We start from the raw sequence: 25,192 nt of genomic DNA, 5'->3' as shown, positions 1-25,192 counted from the left end.
CCCGTCACGTCCCCATCGTCTAGCCTGGCCTAGGACACAGCCCTTTCAAGGCTGTAACACGGGTTCAAATCCCGTTGGGGACGCCACGCGGCGCTTGCCCGCAGCCCCGGTCCGCGGTAGCATCTCTTGAAATCCATCCACTCCGGTTCGACCGAGGTGCTCCCGCGCATGTCGAGGGAAACTCCCGCCGCCGGCGATAGTCTCGCGCACTACCGGCTCGTCGAGAAGATCGGCGAGGGGGGGATGGGGACGGTCTTCAAGGCGTGGGACACGCGCCTCGAGCGGACCGTGGCCCTGAAGATCGTGTCGCGAGAGATCGTCGAACGGCAGGACCCCTCGCGCGCCCGCCTCCTCCGGGAGGCGCGCCTCGCCTCCTCGCTCAACCATCCCCACATCGCGACGATCTACGGGTTCGAGGAGGTCGACGGCCGCGACGTCATCGTCATGGAGTACGTCCAGGGGCCGACGCTGCGGCAGCGCATCCGGAGCGGGCCGATGGACGTGCGCGACGTGCTCGACGTGGCCGCCGCGATCGCGGACGCGCTGGGGGAGGCGCACGGCGCGGGGGTGATCCACCGCGACGTCAAGCCGGAAAACGTGATCCTCTCGGCGCGAGGCCCCAAGGTGATGGACTTCGGCCTGGCCAAGCTCTCCGCGCCGGAGCCCGCGGGAGGGGCCGACGCGGACTCCGGGCGGCAGGTGACCCAGATCTCGACCGCCGGGATGGCGGTCGGGACCGTCGCGTACATGTCCCCCGAGCAGGCGGTCGGCCGCGCCGTCGACGCCAGGACCGACGTCTTCTCGTTCGGGGTCGTCCTCTACGAGATGCTCACGCGCGAGCCGGCCTTCTCGGGCGACTCCGACGTGGACGTCCTCTACGAGATCCTCCACCACGCCCCGAGGCCCATCGCCGAGATCAATCCCGACTCGACCGCCGACGTGCAGGCGATCGTGGACCGATGCACCGCCAAGGATCCCCAGAGCCGGTACGCGAACGCGCGGGAGATCTGCGCCGAGATCAAGCGGGCCCGCATCAGCCTCGACGTGCAGCGCGCCCGCACGCTCCACACGCTCTTCACGATCTCGCGCGAGATGACGGCGATCCTCGCGCTCGAGCCGCTGCTCCAGAGAATCGCCGCCCTCGTGAAGAGCCTCATCGAGTACGACGTCCTCGGCATCTTCCGGGTCGACGCCACCGGGGAGGGGCTGAACTGGATCGGCGGCTCGGGCTACTCGCCGGAGCGCGCGCGCCGCACCGTCTACCGCGCCGACCGCGGCGTGTGCGGCCGCGTGCTGCGGACGCGCGAGCCGATCGCGGTGGGCGACGTCACGCGGGATGCGGACTACTACCCGCCGAACGGGGAGGCCTACCTCTCCAACCTGGCGGTGCCGCTGATCCACATGGACCGGGTGATCGGCGTGCTCAACATGGAGAGCCGGCGGGCGCACTTCTTCACGAGCGAGCACGTCACCATCATGTCGACGCTGGCCGGCCCGATCGCCGCCGCGATGGAGAACGCGCGCCTCTTCGAGCAGAGCCGCGCGCAGGCGCTCGCGCTCGAGTCCCTTCACGAGGTGGGGAGGGAGGTCGCGTCGATCCTGGACGTCGATTTCCTGCTCGACCGAATCGGCGAGATCACCCGGCGCGTGATCGACCACGACCTCTTCACCGTCTTTCTTCTCGACGAGAAGACGGGCCTCTTCTCGTGGAGGATCGCGACCGGCTACGACCCCGCGTGGGTCGCGGAGCGGGAGCTCCGTCTCGGAGAAGGGATCATCAGCCGCGCGGTGGAGGCGCGCGAGGCCGTCGTGGTCGACGACGTGTCGATCGATCCCGACTACGTCCCCCCGAGGACGGTCGACGGACGCGTCCCGAGATCCGAGCTCGCCGTGCCGCTCGTCGCGCAGGACCGCGTCCTCGGCGTCCTCGCGTTCGAGAGCTTCGAGCCGGGCCACTTCACACCGGATCACGGGCGCCTGGCCTCCATCCTCGCGAGCCAGGTCGCCACGGCCATCGAGAACGGGCAGCTCTATCGCGAGATCCAGGATCGGGCGCGGGTGCGGGAGGAGGAGGCGGACCGCGTCCGGCGGCGCTTCGAGTCGTACGTGACGCCGCACATCGCCGAGCAGGTCTTCCGCGATCCGAACGGGAAGACGCTCGCCGGCGAGCGGCGGGTCGTCACGGTTCTCGTCGCGGACGTCCGCGGGTTCACGTCGGTCGCGGAGTCGGTTCCGGGCGAATCAATCGTCTCGTTCCTGCAGGAGTTCTTCTCGGTGATGACGCACGTCGTCTTCAAGTTCGAGGGGACCGTGGACAAGTTCCTGGGCGACGCCCTCATGGCGTTCTACGGCGCGCCGGTGGCCCATGATCCGCGGTACGGACCCTCGGACGCGCAGCGGGCCGTCTTCGCGGCGCTCGACATGCGGGACGCCTTCGCGAGGCTCCGCGACAGGTGGTGGGCGAGGGACGCCGCGTTCGGGACGCTCGATCTCGCGGTCGGAATCAACACCGGGACGTGTCTGCTCGGGAACATGGGATCGGACAAGCGCGTCGAGTACACGGCCATCGGCGGCGTCGTGAACCTCGCCTTCCGGCTCTGCCGCGAGGCGGCGGCGGGGGAGATCCGGATCGGGGGGAGGACCCACGCCGACGTGCACGAGGACGTGAAGGTGCAGGCCCTCGATGCCGACGCGTCGCCCGGCGATCCGCGCGCCCACGTCGTCGTCGGGCTCAAGTACCTTTCGTAGGAAACCCCGCCGCGATCAGGGCGCGCGCGACCTCGCGCGCCGCCGCCCGATGGCCGGCCGCCGACGGATGGTGATCGAGCGGCATGAGGAACAGCTTCGCCGCGCGCGGGCCTCCCTTGAGGAACGCCGGGAGGAGATCGACGACCGGGATGCCGGCTCCGGACGCCATCGCCGTGATCCTCGCCTGCGCCTCAGCCGACGCGCCGCCGACCACCTGCTCGTAGAAGGGGTAGAGGACGAGCCTCAGCCGGCAGTGATGCTCCGCGGCGAGGTCCCGGAGCCTGAGCAGCTCGTCCCGATACCGCGCGAAGAGGGCCTCGGTCGTCGCGTCGTACGGCGGATAGAGGAGGTGGCGGATCGGCACGTCCTGAATCGTCGGGTCGAGTCCCAGCCTTCCGAGCACCGTCGCCTTGATGACGAAGAGGAAGTTGTACGTCGCCGTGTGGCGGAGCCACCTCTTGATCGGGGCCAGCGCCGAGCCCGACATCTCGCCCGCGGCGCGCCGCTGGTTCTCGCGCGAGGAGATCTGCCGGGTGAGGTCGGCGAGATCGTTGAGCACGAAGGCGACGAGGATCTCGTCGGGCTCGAGCGCGAGCCCTTTCTCCTTCACGAGGCCGGCCTCGTCCGTGATCGTGTAGCCGTTCACGCCGGCGTTGATGACATCGATCGCGGTCCCGGGCGAGCCCTGGCGCAGGCGCTTCTCGAGGCCGGCCGGAAAGGTGTCGTCGTCGTCGACGTAGTCGCCGAAGGTGTACGAGTCCCCCACGCAGAGGATCCGGTACGTTCCGGGCGCCTTCCTCGCGTCGAACTCCCGGCCGCGAAACCCGAGAGAGTTCACGTGGATGTGGTGGGGGAGGCTCGGCCGGAAGCGATCGACGAAGTCCTGGCTCGGGGCGAACGGCCCCGGGTTGCGCTCCCAGGCCGCGGCGTCGGGGTAGACCAGCGTCTCGGTGGGGGCGAGCTGCGTCAGCCTCAACCCGGTCTCGATGCAGATCAGGAGCACCGCCGTCGAGACGAGCGAGAGAGCGAGGTTCATCCGGAGATGGCGCCAGCGGCCGGCGGTCGGGGACGCGGACGGCGCGGGTCGCTCGGGAGACTTCTGGCTCAAGCTCGTGGGCTCCGGTGGCGTATCATGGCCTTCTCGCCCGGCGGAACCCGCGGCGCGACGGAGGCGGCAGAGTATGCACGAACCGATTTCGGAGTGTCCAGCCGGAACGAGGCGTCCGGCCGGGCTCGTCCGGTGCGCGGCGGGGCTCCTCGTCGCCGCCCTCGCGCTGTCGGCCCCGGGCGGAGCCCGCGCTGCGGCGACCGGGACGCCGGCCGCCGCGTGGGACGACTTCCGGGAAGGCGAGAAGCGATCGCGATCCGGCGACCTGACGGGGGCGCTCGAGTCGTTCCGCACGGCCCGCGCGTCGCTCGAGACGAGCCTTCCGGTCGACCGCTCGCTGGCCGACGCCCTCGCGCTGGATCTCTACAACCTCGCGTCGTCGTTTTCGACGGCGAAGGATGCCGCCTCGAGCCTCGCGTGCTTCGAGCAGCTCTTCCTGATGCGCAAGGGGGTCGGGCCCCTGAGGGACGCCGCGTTCGAGACGACGGTCCGGGCCGGGGCGGAGTCGATCGCAGACTGGGCCGTCTCGACCGGAAACGCCGGCCTCGCGCTTCCCGTCTATCGCGCGCGCGTCGAGGCCGAGCCGGCCAGCGTCCCCGCGAGGCTCAAGCTGGCGTCGGCCCTCCTGCAGCTCGGCCGGTTCGATGCTGTGCGGGAGGCGGTCCAGGACATCCGGAAGCTGAGCCCGCGCTCCGTCGAGACGTGGGATCTCGCGGCGCGCGTCGATCTCGCGGAGTCGGATCGAATGATGGACCGGGGGTCGCAGCGCGAGGCCAGGCTGCGGCTCGAGTGGGCTCTCGGCGACCTCGACGAAGCCTTCAAGCTGGACCCGAATCGCCCGCAGCGATTGAGGGATTACGCTTCGACAGCGGGGGCCCTGGCGGATCTCCTCGAGGAGGAGGGGGACTTCACGGGATCGGACGCGGCGCGGGCCCGCTCGATCGGAGCCGCAGACGAGGCGCTCAAGCTCGGCGGCGCCGCAGGCGCGCTGCGGCTCGAGCGGGCGCTGCGGCTCGCCGCGTGGGACCGACCGGCCGACGCCCTCGACGAATTCGCGCGCGCCGCGGAGGCCCTCGCCCGCGAGGGGGCGGGTGAGCCGGCCGGGGCGGCCCGGGGCGGGGTCGCGCGCACTCTCGTGCGGATGGCCCTCGATGCGATGAACGAGGAGAGATGGGGTGACGCGGAGGCCGCTCTCAGCCGCGCGCGGAAGGACGATCCGCGGAGCGCGCCCGACGTCGAGGCGGCATCCCGGGCGCTCGCGGAGCGACGGGCGCGTGTCGAGGCGATCGTCGCCGCGGCGGAGAAGGCCGGCGCGGCCGAGCCCGGCCGGGGGGACGCGCACCTCGCTCTCGCCGATCTCTATTTCGATCGTGGCCGGTACGACGATGCCGAGGCCGAGATCTTCAAGGCCTCGCGATCCGACACGGCCCGGCCGAAGGACGCCGCGCTGACGCTGCGGCGTCACTGGCTTCGCCCGGGGCTTCCCGAGCCCGCGCGTCGCCTCGAGATCGAGGTGGCGGGGGGGCGGGTCCCTCTCGTCTTCGCGACGGAGGAGGGGCTCGCGGACGTCCGCAAGCTCTTTCCGGAGGCCTGGAGGAGGGTTGCCGCCGTGCTCGGAACTCTCCCTGGCGGGGAACCGCCCGTGCTGAAGGTCTACGGCAACCGGCGCGCGTTCCGCGCGGCAGGCTTCCCTCGGACGCCGGCGTGGTCGGCCGTGGCGTGGCACCGCGGGGTCATCGGCGTGTACGCCGAGCCGGGCCGCGACGCCGGCGCGTGGGCGCGCGTGCTGGGCCGGGGGATCGCGCTCTGGGCGGTGGACCGCCTCAGCCGCGGGCGCGCGCCGATCTGGCTCGCCGAGGGCGTGGCCTCGGCCTCGGTGGCGGGTGACCGCGACCTGGGAGCGGCGGCAGCGCCGCCGGTGACCGCCGCGTCGTGGATCGCCGTGCGCGATCTCGACGCCGCGATCCGGGATGGATGGAACGACACCGAGCGGTGCCCGCCGTTGCAGGACGAATCGGGGGCCCTGGCGGACGCCCTCGCGGCGCCGGACCGCGGCGCGGACTCCCTCCGGCGCTTCGTCGACGCGATGGCCGCCGGTCGCGGGGTCGGCCCGGAGAAGGCCCTCTCCCAGGCGCTGCGCCTGGATTTCGCCGGCCTCGATCGCCTCGGCCGCGGAGTCCTGGCGGCTCGCCCGCCGAAGTGAGCGGGGACTTCAGGCGCCGAATCGCTCGAGGCGCCGGCAGGCCTCCTCGAGCTCCGGCATCTGCTTGGCAAAACAGAGCCTGACCTGCTGGCGGCCCTGCTCGGGGTCGGCGTAGAACGAGCTCCCCGGGACGGTGGCCACCCCGGCCCGCGCGAGGAGTGCAGCCGCGGCCTCCCGGTCGTCGCGGAAGCCGTGGGCCGAGACGTCCGCGAGAAAGTAGTAGGCGCCCTGGGGGACGTACGGCTTCAAGCCCGCGGCGCTGCACGCGCCCACGAGCATCTGCCGCTTGCGCGTGTACGACGATCGCATCTCCTCGAAGTAGGAGGCGGGGAGGTCGAACGCGGCGGCGACGCCGTGCTGCAGGGGCGTGGGAGCGCAGATGTAGAGCAGATCGTTCAGCACGCCCATCCTCGACGCGATGTCCGCCGGGGCGATGGCGTACCCGAGCCGCCACCCCGTCATGCTGTAGGTCTTCGAGAATCCCGAAAGCGTGATCGTGTGGTCGGCCATCCCCGGGAGCGAGGCGAGGCTGACGTGGACCCGGTCGTCGAAGAGGATGTACTCGTAGATCTCGTCGGTGAGCGCGATCGCCCCGTGCGATCGGCACAGCTCTCCAATCGCCGACAGCTCCCCGGCGCTGAAGACCTTGCCGCACGGATTGCAGGGGGTGTTGACGATGACCATCCGCGTCCGGGGCGTGAAGGCCGCCTGGAGCGCGGAGGGATCGAAATCCCACTGCGGCGCGGTCAGGGGCACGAAGACGGCCTTCGCGCCGCACATCTTGAGGATGTTCACGTGGTACGAGTAGAACGGCGAGAAGACGACGACCTCGTCGCCGGGCTCGAGGAGCGCCAGGCACGCCACCGCAAATCCGCCCGTCGATCCAACCGTGACGACCACCTGCGTGTCTGGATCGCATGGGACGCGGTTGTAGTCTGCCTCCTTTGCCGCGATGCGGCGCCGGAGGAGGTCGATTCCCTCGAACTTGGAGTAGGTGCTCCGGTCGTTCTCGATCGCGTGGATGGCGGCGGACTTGATGATCCTATCGGTGGGCTGGTCGCAGACCCCCTGGCCGAGGTTGATTCCCGAGACGCGCTCGCACTCGCGCGTCATGCGTCGGATGTCGGACTGCACCATGCCTTCCGTGCGGCGGGCGAAGCGTCGGCTCATGGTGGGCCATTCTAACCGAACGGCCGCGCGGGCGCCGCGCCGTTCGTTGACACTCGTCGGGGCGCCGGTATAATGCGCGCTTCTGTCATCCTGAAGCGCTTCTTCGAGCGTTGGCGTCCCGTGCCCGCAGAAGCGCATTCCGCACGGGCGAGCTGAGGAGTCCTGCGATGAAACCCACTTCGAGCGTGATGCGCGTGGCGTTCGTGGCCGGGCTGGCCGCCGTCACGGCGACTCCCGCCGGAATCCGGGACAAGGCGTACGAGGTCGGAGTGTACGGCGGCGTCGAGAACGGCGATCACCGCACGAGCGTCAAGTCCGGCGGGTCGTTCGGCATCCGCGCCGGGTACCTCTTCACGAAAAAAATCATGGCGGAGCTGACGGTGGACGGCTTCCCGGCGTCGCGCGACATCACGGAGCGCGTCGGAGACCCCTCGCTGCCCGTCCTGCAGGTGCCCGTTCAGACGAAGCCGAGCGCGACGTTCGTCTCGTACATGCTCGGGCTCACTGCGAATTTCCTCACCGAGCGCGACACCAAGACCAACCCCTATTTCAACGTCAGCCTCGGGTTCGTGAACGAGAGCCGGGGGAGCAGCGACTTCTCCGTCCGGACCAACCCCAACGATCCGAACTCCGTCGTCGCCGGGACGATTCTCGCCCGGAAGGACACGGGCACCGGGCTGTCGGTCTCGGCCGGGGCGCGCACGTTCCTGAGGAACAACTTCGGAATCCGCTACGAGATCCGGTACATCCATCACGACACCTTCACGATCAACCAGGACGGCTTCCAGTTCTCCGCAGGCGCCACCTTCGTGCTCGGTGGCAAGAAGTAGTTTCGTCGCGGCGGCAATCCTGGCCGCATGCGCCGCGACGGGTGCGACCCCTGCCGGGGATCTCTGCGAGGGATGCTGGGAGGCGGGCGGGCGTGGGACGTACCTCCTCACCAGCGGCGACACCGGAAGCGACCCGGCCCCGGCCTTCGGCGTCGAAGGGGCCTTCCGGTTCAAGCCGTTCTGGAGCGTCCGGTTCGCGCTCGACCGTGCGCAGACCCGCGTCCCCGACGGCGCGGACGAGACCCTGCATTTCCTCACCATCGCGTTCGAGTACACGCTCCGCGCCGAGCGTGAGCAGCGCACCCGCCCCGTCATCCTCTTCGTGGCGGGGTTCGGGTTCGACCACGTCTCGGCGGACACCGCTTCCGCCGGCCCCGTCGTCGGCCGGTCCGAGCCGGGAGGGGACCATGGCCTGACTTACGGGCTCGGCGCCGGAGCCCTGACCACGCTCACCGACCGCCTCTACCTCAGGTACGAAGGTCGGTGCGTGAGGTGGTCCTCGTTCGGAGCGGTATCGAAGGCCAACGAAATCCTGGTCGCCCTCGATTTCAAGTTCGGCCAATAGTCCGTCTTCGAGGCGAGTTCCCCCGAAGGCCGGCAGCACCCCCCGCTCCGCGGGCCCCGGAAGCGGTTGACAGTCCGGGAGTTGCCGACGTATATAACCTTTCACCGGAACGCGTTGCGCTCGGGGAAGTCACACCTAGACTTGTCTTCCGGCGGAGGGGGGGAGCGCATTCCCCCGGCATCGGGCGCGCGTGTGGAGGTGCGGTGAATTCGACGGGGTTGCGCGGGGAAGCATGGCACTGACACGCCCATTCGCCCGGCGCCAGCCGATGCTTCTTCTGGCCTCGGACATGGTGACCGTCGTCATCGCCATGATGACGGCGAACTACCTGCGATTCGACGCGCTCGCGCCGAGCGATTTCGCCCAGGCCTCGAACTGGCTGCTCATCGATCTCGTCATCACGCCGATCACTTTCTACTTCCTCGGGCTCTACCGGGGCATCTGGCGGTACGCGAGCATCGCCGACGTTCTTCTCATCTCGCGCGCCGTGGCGTTCCGCACGCTGCTGCTTCTCGGGATCTTCATCTTCCTCGGCTACGACCGCGGCGTGTCGCGATCCGTCGTCCTGATCGACGCGATGCTCGTTCTCGGGCTGGTCGGCGGATCGCGCCTCCTGACGCGCATGCAGCGGGAGCTCGTCCAGTCGAAGACTCTCAAGAAGAAACGGCCGGTTCTCATCATCGGAGCGGGCGACGCCGGGGAGATCATCTTCCGCGAGATGAAGAACAACGAGCGGCTCGACTACAACCCGGTCGGTTTCATCGACGACGATCCCACGAAATGGGGCGTCCGGATCCACGGGATCCCGGTGCTCGGAGGCCGGGAGGAGATCCCGCGCATCGCGGCCGAGCGGCAGGTGCGCGAGGCGGTCATCGCGATACCGTCCGCCACGGGGCGCGAGCTCTCCGAGGTGTACGCGTACTGTCAGCGCGCGGGCATCCGGACCCGGACGGTTCCCCCGGTGAGCCAGCTCATCGACGGCCAGGTCCACCTGAGCCAGGTCCGCGACGTCGAGCTCGAGGACCTGCTCGGTAGAAAGGCCGTGAAGGTCGATCTGGCGGCGATCGCGGCGAGCCTCCGGGGCAAGCGCGTGCTGATCACGGGGGGCGGGGGCTCGATCGGGCGCGAGCTGGCGAGACAGGTGGCCGAGTTCGAGCCCGAGCGCCTCGTGCTTCTCGACAGGAACGAGAACAGCGTCTACTTCGTCGAGCTGGAGCTGCGAAAACGGTTTCCCTCCCTCGCTCTCGAGGTCGTCATCGCGGACATCCTCGACAGGCCGAGGCTCCAGGAGGTCTTCTCGGCCTTCCGTCCCCACACCGTCTTCCACGCGGCGGCGTACAAGCACGTGCCGATGATGGAGCTCAACTCGACCGAGGCCTTCAAGAACAACGTCGTCGGCACCCGGCAGGTGGCCGAGCACGCGCGCGACTCGGGGTGCGAGCGGTTCGTCCTGATCTCGACCGACAAGGCGGTCAACCCGCTGAGCGTGATGGGGGCGACGAAGAGACTGGCCGAGCTCATCGTTCAGGGGCTCACGTCGCCGCAGACGCGCTGCGTCTCCGTCCGATTCGGCAACGTCCTGGGGAGCGACGGCTCCGTCGTCCCGCTCTTCAAGAAGCAGATCGCCGAGGGGGGCCCCGTCACGGTCACGCACCCGGACGTGACGCGCTACTTCATGACCATCCCCGAGGCCGTCCAGCTCGTCCTCCAGGCCGGATCCATGGGGCTCGGGGGAGAGGTGTACATGCTGGACATGGGAGATCCGATCCGCATCGTGGATCTGGCGCGCAACCTGATCGAGTTGACCGGGTTCACCCCCGAGGTCGACATCCAGATCGCGTTCACCGGGCTGAGGCCCGGTGAGAAGCTCCACGAGGAGCTTCACCTTTCACGGGAAGATGTCGAGCCCACGGCTCACGAGAAGGTGCGCCGGTTCCACGATCCGGGGGAGCCTCCCTCGCACGTCCTCGTCCGCCTCGATGCGCTCCTGGCCAGTTTCGGGCCGGCCGGCCGGCCTCCGTCCGACGCGGCCGTCCGGCAGATTCTCTGCGATCTCGTCCCCGAGTTCGCCGCGTCCCGGCCCGCGAGCCAGGAGACGAGCCACCCCACCGCCTCGCGATCGACCCCAGCGCACGCCTGACACCTCAGGCAAGTGTTCGTTCGGACCGCGAGGGTCCGGCCCCCGGCTGGCGATGTTCGGAAAGGTTCATTTTGGCTTGACTCCAATCAGGGGTAGCTGTATATGATGTCATCCATCCAGTTTCATCTACACGGTGGCCGTCGCCCGGGGCGCTCGGGTCGGTCGGAGTGCCCCCTCGTCGCCGCGCCGGACGCGGAGATTCTTCGCGACGGGGCGTCGCGATGAGGCGGCTCCGCGCGGAGAGCCGCGGTGGTGGATGGCGTGGTCGTTCGGAGGCGGGTGATGACGAAGCTCAACACGGAAACGCGCCGGATTCTCATCCCCTGCCTGCTCCTCGCGGCGGCGTACGCCCTTGCGGACTCCGCCGGCGCCGGAGCTGCCAAGGAGGCGAAGATGGCCGCGAGCGCTCCCGCATCCGTCGCGGTCGATCCGAACGGCCCCACCTACGTGATCGGGATCGAGGACGTCATCCAGATCACCGTGTGGAAGAACTCGGATCTCAGCGTCATCGTCCCGGTGAGGCCCGACGGAAGGATCTCAGTTCCCCTGATCGACGACGTCACCGCCGCCGGACTCCACCCCCTCGAGCTCAAGGACGAGCTGACCCGGCGCTGGAAGGCGTTCCTCAGCGCGCCCGAGGTGTCGGTCATCGTCAAGGAAGTGAACAGCTTCAAGGTGTACATGGTCGGACAGGTCTCGAAGCAGGGTGAGCTGCAGCTCAAGGGCCCGACCCGGCTCCTCCAGGCGATCTCGCTCGCCGGGGGCCTGACGAGTTTCGCCGATCGCTCGAAGATCGTTCTCCTGCGGGAGTCGGGCGGCCACGAGATCCGGAAGGAGATCAACTACAAGCGCGTCATCTCGGGAAAGGACGCCGACGACAACGTCCTGCTCGAGCGCGGCGATACGGTGTACGTGCCGTGAGCCGCCGCCCACGACGCGAGCGGGAGACGGGGCGCGTGCCGCGCAACGCGGCGGTGGCGTGCGCCCTCGTGCTCACCGGCGTGGGCACCGCCTCGGCGCAATGGGATCTCGCGACCGACGTCGGCGTCCGGGAGACGTGGGCGGAGAACACGACCTTCACGTCGCGTCCGGGAAATGGCGACGCGGTCTCCACCGTGCGACTGGGCACGCGCCTCGTGCGCACCGGCGAACGGTTTCACTTCAGCGCCCAGTACTCGCCGGCCGGTCTCTTCTACCGCGACACGAGCCGGTTACTTCTACACGACCAACCAGGGGGTGGCCGCGGAGACCGTGCAATCGCCCCTCGTTCTGACGCAGTTCACCGATCGGCGCCAGGAATTCGCGTCGATCGGCTATCGCAGGACGCTCACCGAACGGCTCTCCTTCGGCGTCGATCTCCGGAATAGCTTCCAGACCTTCAGCGACTTCCACTTCGTCGACTACTCCGCATACGGAGTCTCCGCTCACGTGAACCGGAAGATGAGCCCGGCGTGGTCGGTGGACGTCGGGGCGGGGCGGACATGGAATCGCTTCACCACCCCCGCCGATCCGAACGTCCCGCTCTCGCGAACGACCTACGGCGGCGCCGCGGTAGAGAGCCTCTTCTCCGGCGTGAATCGGCGCATCGGCGATCGGCTGACCGTCACCGGGCGGCTCGGGTACAACCTGGTCACGCCGGGGAACTCCACGCAGCCGAACCGGCGCGCCCTGTTCGCCCAGGGAACGATGACGTGGTCGGGTCCGCGGCTGAGCAGCTCCGCGGGGCTCACGCGCGACATCAACACGGGGAGCGGCCCGGTCGATCTCAGCGAATCGCAGACCATCTACGGTTCCGCGACGCTTTCGTTCACGCCCGACTTTTCCGCGATGCTTCTCGTGAACCGCTCCTATTCTCGTCGCGTTGGAAACGGCACCTCGGAGGCGACCCGCGCCTTCAACGGGACCGCGTCGCTGAGGCGTCGCCTCACGCCGAAGCTCGAGGCGTCCGCCGGCTTCTCGCGCTACATCCAGAACTCGCAGAACCTCGCGCTTCCCGATCTCGCCCACAACGCCTACTTCGTCGGCCTCGCGGCCGCGTTCGACTAGGGGGCCGGACGTGCAGGATCAGATCACGCTCGGCGCGTTCGTCGACAGCATGCGGCGGCGGTGGTGGCTGCCGATCGTGTGCGCCGGCCTGGCGCTCGTCGGTTCGATGGCCGTCACGCGGAGACTCCCGAAGCTCTACCGGGCGAGCACGCTCATCCTCGTCGAGCCGCAGAAGATCCCCGCCGCGTACGTCCGGCCCACCGTGACGACCAGCATCGAGGACAGGATTCGCTCGCTCCAGCAGCAGATCACGAGCCGCACGCGCATCGAGCGCGTCATCAGCGACCTCCACCTCTTCCCCGATCTCGTCGCGACCGTCCCGATGGAAAACCTCGTGGCGAGCGTCGCCTCGCACGTGCAGCTCGAGGTGCGCGGCACGAACAGCTTCCGCATCGCGTACGAGGGAACGGATCCGAACGAGGTGGCCGAGGTCGCCAACAAGATCGCCGATCTCTTCATCACGGAGAACTCCGCCGCCCGGGAGCGCGAGGCGAGCAGCACCAGCGAGTTCCTCGAGAAAGAGCTCGAGGACGTGAAGACGAAGCTCGACGAGGAGGAGGCGACGATCGCCGGGTTCAAGCGCGAGCACATGGGGGAGCTTCCCGAGCAGCGCGAGGCGAACATGCGCCAGTTCGAGTCGCTGCAGGCGCGCCTCAAGGGCAACGCCGAGTCGATCACGCGGGCGAAGGACCGGCGGCTGACTCTGGAGAGCCAGCTCGCCGAGCTGCCCGCGGGAATCGGCGACATGAACCAGGCGGCTCTTCTCCTGGACCAGGCGCGCACGAAGCTCCAGCAGCTCCTGATGCAGTACACCGAAGCGCACCCCGAGGTCGTCCTCCAGCGCCGCGAGATCGCCCGCCTCGAGCAGGCGATGGCCGCGGCCCCGGCGCCCGAGTCGGGAGGGCCCGCTCCGACCGGCGCGTCGGTCCTCGCGAACCGGCTCAAGGCGGACATCGAGTCCGTGGAGAGCGAGATCGCCGGGCTCGGCCGCGAGCAGGAGCAGATCCGAATCGACATGGCGAAGTACCAGATCCGCGTCGACAACGCGCCGAAGAACGAGGCTGCGCTCAACGCCCTTTCGCGCGATTGCGACAACATGCGGATGAACTACCAGTCGCTCCTGAACAAGCGCGTCGAGGCGAAGCTCGCCGAGAATCTCGAGCGCGAGAGGCAGGGCGAGCAGTTCAACGTCGTCGACACCGCCGTTCCTCCAGCCTCTCCCTTCAAGCCCAACCTGCCCCAGATCATCGCGCTGGGCACCGTCACCGGGCTGATGGCCGGCTGCGCCCTTGCCTTCGCGCTCGATCTCGCGCGACCGAGATTCCGCACCGAGGAGGATCTGGTGCGGGCGTTCGGCGTCCCCGTTCTCGCCGTCGTGCCTCTCGTGTCGACCGAGGATCTCCGGCGGCGCGCGCGGACGAGGCGCCGCGTCGTGTTGGGATCGTGGGTCGCCGCGTTCGCCATCGCCGTGGTCGTGGTCGCCATTCTCGTCCTGAGGCAGGGATGAGCATGTCCGCCCCGGCTGCGCTCGCGTGGGCCGACGAGGAGATGCTCGTCGCGCGGCACGGCGCCGGGCTCGCGGGGGAGCAGTTCCGCCGGATGCGCATCCGGCTCGAAGGGGTGAACGAGACGCTGGGCGGGACGATGAAAGTCGTCCTCGTCACGAGCCCGCTGATGGGGGACGGGAAGACGGCCACGGCGGCGAACCTCGCGTTCGGCCTCGCCGGCGAGTCGGGAAGGAAGGTTCTCCTGATCGACGTCGACATGAGGAAGCCGCGGCTGCACGAGTTCTTTCGCGGGACGGCGCGCGCCGGACTGGGGGACGTGCTCGTGGGCGGCATGGCGCTCGGGGACGCGGTGGCGCCGATCGACGGGATGAGCCTCGATCTCCTCGCGCTCCCCAGGGGCGCCGATCGCCGGGTCGATCCCCTGCCGATCGAAAGGCTTCGCGCTCTCCTCGTCGAGGCCAGGAAGAGATACGACTACATCATCTGCGACGGACCTCCCGTGCTGCCGATCGCCGACACCGCGGCCGCCGCGCGGCTGTCGGACGGGATCGTCCTCGTCGTCCGGGCCGCGATCACGCCCCGTGATGCGGTCGCGCGCGCGCTGGGACTGGTCGACAGGAACCGCCTCGTGGGGTTTGTCCTCAACGCGGTGCCCGAGCGAACTCTCGATCGCTACTACTACACGTACGACGCGACGGAATCCGAGGGCGGAGGCGCCAGGAATGGTCACGGCAAAAACAAGAGGGCCCGGGGGGGTCCTTCGGATTGAAGGAGGAGTGAGCGGACATGGTCATGTCGGATTCCGAACGGGATGAGATCCTGACGAGCAAGGAGGCGCAGCGCCTCCTCAAGATCGGCCGCACGAAGCTGTGGGCCCTGACGAAAGACGGGAGCCTCCCGGCCTACCGGATAGGTGACGGGAAGACTTCGGCGCTGCGGTACAAGAAGACAGAACTGATTCAGTGGCTGGACGCGAACCGGATCGCCGCGCGCCGGGACTAGTCACCGGCCGCCTGGCCTTCGCGTTGATGGCCGCCGGGACTCTGATCGGGGCGACCCTCGTCTACGCGATCTTCGTCGAGCCGCAGAACGTCTCGCTGGATCGCGTCGACGTCGACGTGCCGGGGCTTCCGGACGCGCTCGACGGCCTCAAGGTCCTGCAGCTCTCCGACATGGAGAGCAGCGGGCGCGGGCGCCGGGAAGACCTGGTCGCTTCGCTCGCCGCCGCCGCGCACGCCGACGTCGTCGTCGTGACGGGGGACCTGGTCGCGAAGATGCTCCGGGGCGAGTCCAGGACGAGCGCCACGCGGGAGGCCGCGCGGCTCCTGGGGGAGATCCCCTCGGCGGGGGGGACGTGGTTCGTCGAAGGGCACGGCGAGCAGCTCCCCCCGCTGGAGCGCCGGGAGATCCTCGAAGCGCTCGACGCGCACGGCGTTCACTTCCTTCAGGACGACGTGGCCGCGCTGCCGATCCACGGCGGGGTGCTCGCCATCGCCGGCATCGGGCTTCACCCCGCGGGCAGGGAGGCGATCTTCGTGCAGGAGCCCGACGGGACGATATTCGACGGCGGACGCGGGAACGCCGAGAGCTACCTGAATCTCACGGGAGCCGGGGAGATCGCGGCGGGGGAGTTCGAGTACTCGGGAGAATTCCGGTTCAGCCGCGAGGAGGGAGGCCTCGGCGTGACGTTCTGCAGCCGCATGCCGTCGCGCGCGGATCGCTTCTATCGCCTCCGGCGCACGGAGCTCGGTGGCGTCATGAAGATGTCGCCTCACGGAACCGTCTTCTCGCGCGGGCGGACCGCGAGCTCGATCTCGCCGAGCCCCGGGTTCTGGCACCGGTTCCGTGTTCGCGTCGAGCGGGACGCGGAGGCCGTCCACATCCGGGCGCGCGTCTGGCTCGCGGACGACGCGGAGCCGACCCGATGGGGCGTCGACTGTTTCGACGCGACCCCCACGCGGCTGCAAGGGGGAACGGTGGGCGTCTGGACGACCGGACCGGGGGTGAAGGAGTTCAGAGGCCTCCGGGTCGTCGGGCTCGACGGCTCGATCCGGATGATGGACGGGCGGCCGGCGGGCGGAGGTGCGTGGCGTCCCCCCGACGCGCCGGATTACCTTCTCTCCATGATCGAGAAGATCCCCGACGGCGCCTTCCCCGTGGCTCTCGCGCACTCGCCCGACGTCTTTCCGTACACCGCCGCGCTCGGATGGCCGCTCCTCCTGGCCGGCCACACCCAGGGCGGCCAGGTGCGGCTGCCGTTCGTGGGGGCCCTGGCGACCGACACGGTCCTCGGGCGCCGGTTCTCCGCGGGGCTCTACCAGCGCGCGTCGAGCCAGCTCTACATCACCCGGGGCATCGGGACGAGCCGCGTCCCGATCCGCTTCATGTCCCCGCCGCAGCTCTCGCTGATCACGCTCCACCCCGCGATCCCCACCCCCAAGGCGGCCGGGCCGCGCCCGGGGGCAGGAGCGTGAAGCGCCTCGTCGTCGCCACCGTCTTCGGCACGCGTCCGGAGGCGATCAAGCTCGCCCCGCTCCTGCTCGAGATGCGGCGCCGCCGGGCCGCGTTCCGCTCGCAGGTGATCGTGACCGCGCAGCACCGCGACATGCTCGATCAGGTGCTGAGGACGTTCGGCATCCGGCCGGGGCACGATCTCGATCTGATGCGGCCGGGGCAGTCCCCGAGCCAGGTCGGGGCCCGCATCCTGCTCGAGCTCGAGCCGGTCCTCGCGAAGCTGCGCCCCGACGTCGTCGTGGTCCAGGGCGACACGATGACGACGTTCGCCGCGGCGCTGGCCGCGTTCAACCTCAAGATCCCCGTGGCCCACGTCGAGGCGGGGCTGCGCACGCTGGATCGGTACAACCCGTTTCCCGAGGAGATGTGCCGCCGGCTCACGACGTCCCTCGCCGACATCCACTTCGCGCCGACGTCATGGGCGCGCGCGCACCTGCGCCGGGAAGGGGTTCGCGCGCGCTCGATCGTCGTCACGGGGAACACGGTCATCGACGCGCTCTTCCAGGTCCTTCGACAGCCCGTGCCGGCCGCGACGCGGGCGATCCTCTCGAAAGTGCCGGGCCGCCTCCTGCTCGTGACGACCCATCGGCGGGAGAACTTCAACGCGCCGCTTCGAAACATCTGCGCCGCGCTCCTCACCGTCGTCCGGGAGGTGCCCGACGTCACGATCGTCGTGCCGGTGCACAGGAACCCCCACGTCGACGGTCCCGTCCGGGGATTCCTCGAGGGGAAGGAGCGCATTCATCTCGTTCCACCCCTCGATTACGCGCCGTTCGTCCACCTGATGCGGAGCGCCCACCTGATTCTCACCGACTCCGGCGGCGTGCAGGAGGAGGCGCCGAGCGTGGGCGTGCCGGTCCTGGTGGCGCGGACGACGACGGAGCGCCCGGAGGGGGTCGAGGCGGGCGTCGCGCGGCTCGTGGGGACGGAGCGAGGCGAGATCGAGCGCGCCGCCATCGGGCTGCTCTCGAGCGACGCGCGCCATCGGCGCATGTCGCGACGGACGAACCCGTACGGCGACGGCCGCGCGTCCGCGAGGATCCTCGACGCGCTGCTGCGGCGGTACGGGCCGTGACGGAGTACATCTACTGGGTGCTGGAGTCGGCTCTGCTCGTGCTGAGCCTCGGGAGCCGCCGCTGGGCGGTCATGGTTCTCGCCTTCTCGCTTCCGTTCTCCCGCCGGCTCCCGTCGTTCCCGTTTCCGCTCCTGAACTACCAGAATCTCATCTTCCTCTTCGCGATCATCGCCTACATCGCGCACCCGCGCGAGAAAGACTCCGCGGGCGGGAAGGTGCGCTTCGCGGTGCCGCTCACCATGCTCGCGCTGTTCTTCACGGCGTCCTTCATCAACACGCTGACGACCTTCCAGGTGCCGAGGCTCTTCGGCCGGCTCTGGGACCCCTACAACAACGTGATGAACTACAAGGCGCTCATGACCTGCCTCGCGATCTATTTCCTGGGGAGCATGGCCGTGAAAAGCCGCGACGATCTGATCGCCGTTCTGACGGCGGGGATGGCGGGGATTTTCGTCGAGTCCGGGTACACCGCGTTCGAATACGTCGTGTGGCGCCCGGGGCGCGTGACGGGCCATCTGGGCGAGCCGAACAGCATGGGGTCGTTCCTCGCGTGCGGCTTCGTCCTGGCCTTCGCGATCGTCCTCATCATGCCCTGGCGCTCGCTCCTCTGGCGGATCTCGCTGGCCACCTGCATCGTCGCCCCCATCGGCCTCGTCGGCACGCTCTCGCGCGGCTCTTACGTCTCGGCCGCGCTCGGCGCGGCCCTCCTCGCGACGCTCATCAACCGCAAGGTCCTCGTCGCGGGAGTCGTCGTGCTCGCGCTCAGCCCGCTCTGGGCCCCGCAGGCGGTGCGCGACCGCTTCATGATGACGTTTCACGCCGAGGACCAGGAGAACTGGAGGTTCAAGGACGGCCGCGGCGCGGAAGGGTCCGCGGTCCTGGCGATGATCGACGAGCGGCTCGATGAGCAGGCCGCGGAAGGGGAGATCGACGCCAACGAGACGCGGCTCGACTCGTCCATCGCGACGCGCCTCGTGGTCTGGGAGGCGGCGATCCGGATGATGGGCGATTACCCGCTGGGGCTCGGCTTCGGCGTCTTCCCGTGGTACCTGCAGTACTACTCGTCGGTCGTGAGGTGGAAGGCGACGCACAACATCTACCTGCGCGTCGGGACGGAGGCCGGGATCCCGGCGCTCATCCTCTTCCTGGGCCTTCTCGCGGCGTTTCTCTGGAGCCTGATCCGGATCGGGCGCGGGAGCGCCGACCCGCTCGCGCGCGCGTTCGGCTACGGCATGATGGCGTATCTGCTGACGCTGATGTTCAACGCGATGACGATCGACCTCTTCTTCCAGATCGACGTGAACGGCCAGTTCTGGATCCTGCTGGGCGCGGTCCTCCAGGCCCCGCTGGTCCTTGCCGGCGCGCCTGAGGCGCCTGCGGCCGCCCCGGAGGTCGCCGGGCCCCCCGGACCTCGACCGCTCTACGAGCTCGTCCGGTGAGCCCCGGTCGGGTGCTCCACGTCATCGCCCAGCTCGGCGCGGGCGGCACCGAGCGCCAGCTTCTCGCGCTGATCCGCGGGCTCGACCGCTCGCGGTTCGAGCCGGAGGTCGTCACCTTCACCCCGGGTGGGGCGCTCGAGGGCGCCTTCCGCGAGGCGTGCCCGCTCCACGTCCTCGAGAAGACGGCGGAGACCGAGGCCCGGGTCCTCCTCTCGCTCGCGGATCTCCTGAGACGCCGGCGCCCCGCCATCGTGCACGCGTCGCTCTTCTCCGCGAACTGGCGGGGTGCGCTCGCGACCCGCGTCGGCGCTCCTCTCGATCGGCCGCGCTTCATCGCCTCGATCCGGAACATGGGGGACTGGATGGGGACGGGGCGGCGTTTCGTCGAGGGATGGGTGCTGAGGCGCGCCGACGCCGTCATCGTGAACTCGGGGGCCGTCGCGGCGGACGCCGTCGCGCGCGCCGGGGCCCGGCGCGGGAACCTGCACGTGATCCCGAACGGCGTCGACCTCGAGGTCTTCCGGCCGAAGCGCGACGGCGAGGCGGACCTTCGCGAGGCGTGGGGGTTCGGACGCGCCGAACCCGTCGTCGGGGCGGTGATGAGCCTGACCCGTAAGAAGAACCCGGCGATCCTCGTGGACGCCGCGCGCCGTGTCGCCCTCGAGCGTCCGGAGACGCGATTCGTCCTCGTCGGGGAGGGCCCCCTCCGGGGCGAGATCGAGGCGGCCATCGCGGCTGCGGGACTCCGCGACTCCTTCCGGCTCGCGGGGCTGAGGCGTGACATTCCCGACGTGCTCCGATCCATCGATCTCCTCGCGCTCCCTTCCGATCGCGAGGGGATGCCCAACGTGGTCCTCGAGGCGATGGCCTCAGGCCTCCCGGTCGTGGCCACCGCGGTCGGCGGCACTCCCGAGGTCGTGCGGGACGGCGTGACGGGTCGCCTCGTTCCCCCGCGGGACGCCGCCGGGATGGCCGCCGCGATCCTCGACATCCTCGGATCGCCGGCGGGTGGGAGGACGATGGGGGAGGAGGGTCTGGCGCTCGCGCGCCGTGAGTACGGCCTTTCGCGGATGATCGAGCGGACGAGCGCGCTCTACCATTCCCTCGCGCCGGCCGCCGTGGCGGACGGGGCCCTCGTGCGATGACCGGCGACCGCGCGGAGGAGCCTTTCGTCAGCGTCGTGCTGCCCGTGCGCAACGAGGCCAGAGACATCTCCCGCTGCCTCGACGCGATCCTGGGCCAGGACTATCCGCGGGACCGGATGGAGATTCTCGTCGTCGACGGGATGTCCGCCGACACGACGCGCGATGTGGTGGCCGCCTACGCGCGGAGAGATCCGCGCGTGCGCCTCGTCGAGAATCCCGGGCGGATCGTTCCGACCGGGCTGAACGCCGCGATCCGCGCGCTGCGGGGCGAGATCCTCGTGAGGGTCGACGGCCACACGCTCATCGCCCCCGACTACGTCCGAAGAGGCGTCGAGGCCATCCGGCGAACGGGGGCGGACGTCGTCGGCGGGGCGATGGAGGCGTCAGGGGCGACGCCGTTCGGCCGGGCGGTCGCCGCCGCGACGGGCACGCCGATGGGCGTCGGGGGCTCGGCGTTCCACTACGCGACCGCCGAGCAGGACGCCGAGAGCGTCTACATGGGGACCTTCCGCCGGGATGTCTTCACGCGCTTCGGCACCTTCGACGAGCGGTGCGTTCGCAACCAGGACGACGAGTTCAACTACCGCGTGCGGGAGGGAGGGGGTCGCGTCCGCCTCGTCCCGTCGATGCGATCGACGTACTTCCCCCGCGAGACCCCGCGCGCGCTCTTCCGTCAGTACTATCAGTACGGCTACTTCAAGGTCCTCGTCGCGGGCCTCCATCCCCGCATGATGCGGCCGCGCCACTTCGCCCCCTCCGCCTTCGTGGCCGTCCTCGCCGCGCTCGCCGTGGCCGCCGCGCTGAGCGCGGCGGGGAAGCTGGCTCTCGCCGCCGTCCTCGCCGCGCACATCGCCGCCACGCTCGCGCTCACCCGGCCTCGATGCCGCGGCGCCGCGCGGGCCTGGCTCCTGACGCCCGCGGCGACGCTCCTCATCCATGCGGCGTACGGGCTCGGGTTTCTGGCCGGCTGCCTCGGCGCGCTCACGGGGCGAGCCCCCGGATCCTCGCGGGGCCTCCTGGGGCGGGCGCCGTGACGGTCGGCGTCGCCTACATCGTCGGCTCGTTCAAGAGCGGCGGGACCGAGACGCAGCTCGTCGAGATCCTGAGGAGGCTCGACCGCCGCCGCTTCACGCCCTACGTTCTGTGCCTCGAGCGCAGAGGCGGCCTGCTGCCCGAGGTGGAGAAGCTCGGCGTCGAAGTGCGCGAGATGGGCTTCACGCGCCTCGCCTCGCTGCGCGCCTGGCGGAGCCTTCGCGCCCAGGCGGCATGGATGAGAGGCGCGAAGGTTCGAATCGTCCAGGGCTTCCAGTTCCATGGAGCGCTCTACGGAGCGCTGCTGAAGAGGAGATGCCCCGGCGTCCGGCTCATCGTCTGCGAGCAGGCGATCTACGGCCCGAACGAGGCCCGCCACCGCCTCGCGAGGAGCTTCTACTACCGTTCCACGGACATCGTGACGGCGAACTGCGAGGCGGTCCGGCGCGCGGTCATCGAGCGGGACGGGTTCGACAGGGAGAAGGTCGTCGTGATCTACGGAGGGGTCGACATCGATCGCTTCCGGCCCGCCGCCCCGGCAGGCGGGGAGGGGCCGGTGATCGGCGTCGTCGGGCGCCTGCACCCCGACAAGGGGCAGCGCCTCCTGGTCGAGGCGGCGCCCGCGATCTTCCGGGGGCTGCCGCGCGCGAAGATCCTTCTCGTCGGCGACGGGCCTCAGAGGGGCGAGATCGAGGCCCGGGTGCGCGAGCTGCGGCTCGACGGGCGCATCGAGCTCCTCGGAGACAGGCGGGACGTGCCGTCGCTTCTCGCGGGGATGGACCTCCTGGTGCTACCTTCGGCCAGCGAGGGGTTCGCGAACGCCGCGCTCGAGGGATCCTCCTCCGGGCTGCCCGTCGTCGTCTCGGACGTCGGCGGCAACCCGGAGATCGTCGAGGACGGGATCACCGGCCGGGTCTTCCGCCCGGGGGACGCGGCGATGCTGGCCTCGTGCGTCGTCGATCTGCTCCGCGATCCCGACACCGCGAGGCGCGCGGGGGCCGCGGGCCGGCGCCGGATCGAGACGATGTTCCCGCTCGCGGAGATGGTCCGCCGGCACGAGCGGCTCTACGATCGAATCCTCGCCGGCCGGGCGCAGAGCCATCTCGAGGCGCTCCAGACGGAGGCATCATGAACGAAGCGAAGCGGCCGCAGGGGGTCCCGTTCTGCCGCCCGGACATCACGGACGTCGAGATCGATGCGGTCGTCGAGACGCTCCGATCGGGCTGGATCACCACCGGCCCGAAGGTGAAGGAGTTCGAGCTGGCGTTCGCGCAGGCGATGGGGGCCCCCTGGGCGGTCGCCGTCTCGTCGTGCACCGCGGCGCTCCACGTCTCGCTCGCCGCGACCGGCTGCGGCCCGGGCAGCGAGGTCGTCACGAGCGTCAACACCTTCACCGCGACGGCCGCCTCGATCGTCCAGACGGGCGCCACCCCCGTCCTCGCCGACATCGACGAGGAGACCTTCAACCTGACTCCGGAGGCGGTCCAGCGGGCGGTCTCCCCGAGGACCAGGGCCATCGTCCCGGTCCATCTCGCCGGACAGCCGTGCGAGCTCACCCCGATGCTCGAGACGGCGAAGAAGCACGGGGCCGCCGTCATCGAGGACGCGGCCCACGCGCTCCCCGCGAGCTACCGCGGGCGGAAGATCGGCACGATCTCCGACCTGACGTGCTTCTCGTTCTACGCGACGAAGAACCTCACGACGGGCGAGGGGGGGATGATCACGGGCCTCGATCCGGCGCTGAAGGACCGCGTGGGCCTCATCGGGTATCACGGGATGAGCCGCGACGGGTGGAAACGGTACCTCGAGAAGGGCTCCTGGTACTACGAGATCGTCGAGCACGGCTTCAAGTACAACCTCACCGACATCGCCGCGGTGATGGGGCTCGCGCAGCTCGCCCGCCTCGAGGCGATGCAGGCGCGGCGCGCGCGGATCGTTCTCGGCGATGACCGACGGGGAGGCCGCGCGCGTCATCGAGGCGGTGCGCGAGGTCGTCCTGGAGAACCGTCGTTGACTCCGGTGAGCCCTGCCGCGTGCCGCATCGTCTTCGTGGGGGCGGTCGAGGAGGGGAGGCGCTGTCTCGAGGCGATGCTCGAGGACGGCGAGCGCTTCGCGGGCATCGTCACCCTGAAGGAGGAATGGGCCCGGGAGACGTCCGGGGCCGTCCCGTTCGACGATCTCGCGGCGCGCCACGGCGTCCCGCTCCTCAAGGTACGGGACATGAACCACCCCGCGAACGTGGAGCGCATCCGTTCCCTCGCCCCCGACCTCATTCTCGTCATCGGATGGACCCGCCTCGTGGGGGCGGAGATCCTCGCCGTCCCCGGAATGGGCGCCATCGGTTTCCACGCCTCGCTCCTTCCGAAGTACCGCGGGCGCGCTCCCGTGAACTGGGCGATCATCCACGGTGAGAAGGAGACGGGGAACACGATGTTCTACCTCGACGGCGGCGTGGACACGGGAGACATCATCGCCCAGCGCCCCCTCTCGATCGGGCCGAGGGACACCTGCGCGACGCTCTACGCCAGGGTCGCCGACGCCGCCCACGAGATGCTTCGCGAGAACCTTCCGCTCCTGAAGGCTGGAAAAGCTCCGCGCCGGGCCCAGGATCACTCCCTCGCCACGGTCATGCCGAAGCGCACCCCCGAGCAGGGGATCATCGACTGGTCCTTGGACGCCGACGCGCTGGATCGGTGGGTTCGAGCCCTCACGCACCCTTATCCCGGCGCCTTCACGCACATCGGGAACGAGAGGCTCTTCGTCTGGCAGGCGTCCGCGGTGACGGAGCCGGGGCCGCCTGCGCCGGGTCGGATCCGCGCCATCCAGCCCGGAGGCGTGATCGTCGGCGCGGGGGCCGGAGCCCTTGCACTCGAGCGCGTGCAGCTCCCGGGGGAGGATGAGGACTCGGCCGCCGCGATCGCGCTCCGGCGGGGATGGCGCGCCGGCACGACGTGCGGCGCGGGCGCGCCCGCCGCGGCGCCGGGAGGCCGGTCGTGAAGAAGGTGCTGGTCGTCTCGGCGCACCCCGACGACGAGGTGCTGGGCCCCGGCGGAACGCTGCGGCGCCACGCTCTCGCGGGCGACGACGTGACCGCGTTCATCGCGTGCTGCGGGACGAACCTGCGCTACGGGACGGAGGCGGAGCGGAAGCTCCGATCGGCGGCCTCGTCGGCGGCGGCGGCGCTCGGATTCCGCGAGGTCCGGCTCGGCGATCTGCCGGACCAGGGGCTCGACACGATGACCCTGACGCGGGTGATCGATCCGCTCGAGAAGCTCCTCGACGACATCCGGCCCGAAATCCTTTACACGCACTTCGCGGGGGACATCAACCGGGACCACCGGACGCTCTTCGAGGCGCTGGCCGTGGCCGCGCGCCCGTACTCCGCGCCGTACCTCAGGAGGTTCATCTCGTTCGAGACCCCCTCGTCCACGGAGTGGGGGACGTCGGCCGGGATGCCGCCGTTCGATCCGAACATGTACGTCGACATCTCCTCGACGCTCGAGGACAAGATCCGGGCGTTCGGGCTCTACGAGTCCGAAGTCCGTCCGGCGCCCCATCCGCGATCCCCGGAGTCGCTGCGCGCCCGCGCGGTCATGTGGGGGTCGGTGGTCGGATGCGCCGCGGCCGAGGCCTTCCGCCTCGTTCGCGAGATCGAGGCCCCCGCGTAGG

General features: G+C 70.0%; 19 protein-coding genes and 1 tRNA gene. 18 read left to right on the top strand and 2 right to left on the bottom strand.

Going from position 1 to position 25,192, the window contains the following annotated elements; genetic code table 11:
• The first annotated feature begins 8 nt into the window (after positions 1-8).
• Both HY049_06545 and HY049_06540 read left to right on the top strand, forming a co-directional pair.
• Positions 9-86 (top strand) — tRNA-Glu (locus tag HY049_06545).
• A gap of 40 nt (positions 87-126) precedes the next feature.
• A complete protein-coding gene (locus tag HY049_06540; GenBank protein MBI3448556.1) occupies positions 127-2,748 on the top strand; it encodes a GAF domain-containing protein in 2,622 nt (873 codons plus the stop codon).
• On the opposite strand, the gene HY049_06535 is transcribed toward HY049_06540, so the two are convergent.
• Positions 2,732-3,856 carry an SGNH/GDSL hydrolase family protein gene (locus HY049_06535; GenBank protein ID MBI3448555.1) on the bottom strand — a complete coding sequence of 375 codons (1,125 nt, stop codon included), beginning with the start codon at positions 3,854-3,856 and terminating at the stop codon, positions 2,732-2,734. The genes HY049_06540 and HY049_06535 overlap by 17 nt on opposite strands.
• Positions 3,857-3,929: 73 nt before the next feature.
• On the opposite strand from HY049_06535, the gene HY049_06530 reads away from it, so the two are divergent.
• Entirely contained in the window at positions 3,930-6,059 is a 2,130-nt protein-coding gene (locus tag HY049_06530) for a tetratricopeptide repeat protein (protein MBI3448554.1), read from the top strand.
• Positions 6,060-6,068: 9 nt separating this feature from the next.
• On the opposite strand, the gene HY049_06525 is transcribed toward HY049_06530, so the two are convergent.
• Positions 6,069-7,229: a pyridoxal phosphate-dependent aminotransferase gene (locus HY049_06525; protein MBI3448553.1), complete on the bottom strand. Its 1,161-nt coding sequence runs from the start codon at positions 7,227-7,229 to the stop codon at positions 6,069-6,071.
• A 167-nt stretch (positions 7,230-7,396) separates the two neighbouring features.
• On the opposite strand from HY049_06525, the gene HY049_06520 reads away from it, so the two are divergent.
• The 15 genes from HY049_06520 (at position 7,397) to HY049_06450 (ending at position 25,191) form a co-directional block, all read left to right on the top strand.
• Positions 7,397-8,059 carry a porin family protein gene (locus HY049_06520; GenBank protein ID MBI3448552.1) on the top strand — a complete coding sequence of 221 codons (663 nt, stop codon included), beginning with the start codon at positions 7,397-7,399 and terminating at the stop codon, positions 8,057-8,059.
• Positions 8,046-8,624, top strand: coding sequence for an outer membrane beta-barrel protein (locus HY049_06515; GenBank protein MBI3448551.1), 579 nt, complete (start codon positions 8,046-8,048; stop codon positions 8,622-8,624). The genes HY049_06520 and HY049_06515 overlap by 14 nt, the downstream gene beginning before the upstream one ends.
• A gap of 232 nt (positions 8,625-8,856) precedes the next feature.
• Positions 8,857-10,764 carry a polysaccharide biosynthesis protein gene (locus HY049_06510; GenBank protein ID MBI3448550.1) on the top strand — a complete coding sequence of 636 codons (1,908 nt, stop codon included), beginning with the start codon at positions 8,857-8,859 and terminating at the stop codon, positions 10,762-10,764.
• A gap of 282 nt (positions 10,765-11,046) precedes the next feature.
• Positions 11,047-11,685, top strand: a complete 639-nt coding sequence (locus tag HY049_06505; protein MBI3448549.1) for a polysaccharide biosynthesis/export family protein — start codon at positions 11,047-11,049, stop codon at positions 11,683-11,685.
• Between the two features lie 330 nt (positions 11,686-12,015).
• Positions 12,016-12,810 carry a hypothetical protein gene (locus tag HY049_06500; protein ID MBI3448548.1) on the top strand — a complete coding sequence of 265 codons (795 nt, stop codon included), beginning with the start codon at positions 12,016-12,018 and terminating at the stop codon, positions 12,808-12,810.
• A gap of 10 nt (positions 12,811-12,820) precedes the next feature.
• On the top strand, positions 12,821-14,317 hold the full coding sequence (locus HY049_06495) for a hypothetical protein (GenBank protein ID MBI3448547.1): 1,497 nt from the start codon (positions 12,821-12,823) through the stop codon (positions 14,315-14,317).
• The gene (locus HY049_06490; GenBank protein MBI3448546.1) at positions 14,314-15,087 is read left to right on the top strand and encodes a CpsD/CapB family tyrosine-protein kinase; all 774 of its coding nucleotides are present in this window, start codon (positions 14,314-14,316) and stop codon (positions 15,085-15,087) included. The genes HY049_06495 and HY049_06490 overlap by 4 nt, the downstream gene beginning before the upstream one ends.
• A gap of 23 nt (positions 15,088-15,110) precedes the next feature.
• Positions 15,111-15,320, top strand: coding sequence for a helix-turn-helix domain-containing protein (locus HY049_06485; protein MBI3448545.1), 210 nt, complete (start codon positions 15,111-15,113; stop codon positions 15,318-15,320).
• A 1,204-nt stretch (positions 15,321-16,524) separates the two neighbouring features.
• Positions 16,525-17,907 carry a UDP-N-acetylglucosamine 2-epimerase (non-hydrolyzing) gene (gene wecB / locus HY049_06480; protein ID MBI3448544.1) on the top strand — a complete coding sequence of 461 codons (1,383 nt, stop codon included), beginning with the start codon at positions 16,525-16,527 and terminating at the stop codon, positions 17,905-17,907.
• Positions 17,904-19,346 carry an O-antigen ligase family protein gene (locus HY049_06475; GenBank protein MBI3448543.1) on the top strand — a complete coding sequence of 481 codons (1,443 nt, stop codon included), beginning with the start codon at positions 17,904-17,906 and terminating at the stop codon, positions 19,344-19,346. The genes wecB and HY049_06475 overlap by 4 nt, the downstream gene beginning before the upstream one ends.
• Positions 19,343-20,491, top strand: a complete 1,149-nt coding sequence (locus HY049_06470; protein MBI3448542.1) for a glycosyltransferase — start codon at positions 19,343-19,345, stop codon at positions 20,489-20,491. The genes HY049_06475 and HY049_06470 overlap by 4 nt, the downstream gene beginning before the upstream one ends.
• A complete protein-coding gene (locus tag HY049_06465; protein ID MBI3448541.1) occupies positions 20,488-21,525 on the top strand; it encodes a glycosyltransferase family 2 protein in 1,038 nt (345 codons plus the stop codon). The genes HY049_06470 and HY049_06465 overlap by 4 nt, the downstream gene beginning before the upstream one ends.
• Positions 21,522-22,655 carry a glycosyltransferase gene (locus HY049_06460; GenBank protein MBI3448540.1) on the top strand — a complete coding sequence of 378 codons (1,134 nt, stop codon included), beginning with the start codon at positions 21,522-21,524 and terminating at the stop codon, positions 22,653-22,655. Before HY049_06465 ends, HY049_06460 begins: the two co-directional genes overlap by 4 nt.
• Entirely contained in the window at positions 22,652-24,520 is a 1,869-nt protein-coding gene (locus HY049_06455; protein MBI3448539.1) for a DegT/DnrJ/EryC1/StrS family aminotransferase, read from the top strand. The genes HY049_06460 and HY049_06455 overlap by 4 nt, the downstream gene beginning before the upstream one ends.
• Entirely contained in the window at positions 24,517-25,191 is a 675-nt protein-coding gene (locus HY049_06450) for a PIG-L family deacetylase (protein MBI3448538.1), read from the top strand. Before HY049_06455 ends, HY049_06450 begins: the two co-directional genes overlap by 4 nt.
• The last annotated feature ends 1 nt before the right edge of the window (position 25,192 follow it).

The organism is Acidobacteriota bacterium, from assembly GCA_016195325.1.
Lineage (GTDB): Bacteria > Acidobacteriota > Polarisedimenticolia > JACPZX01 > JACPZX01 > JACPZX01.
This window is presented reverse-complemented; position numbering and strand designations above follow the sequence as displayed.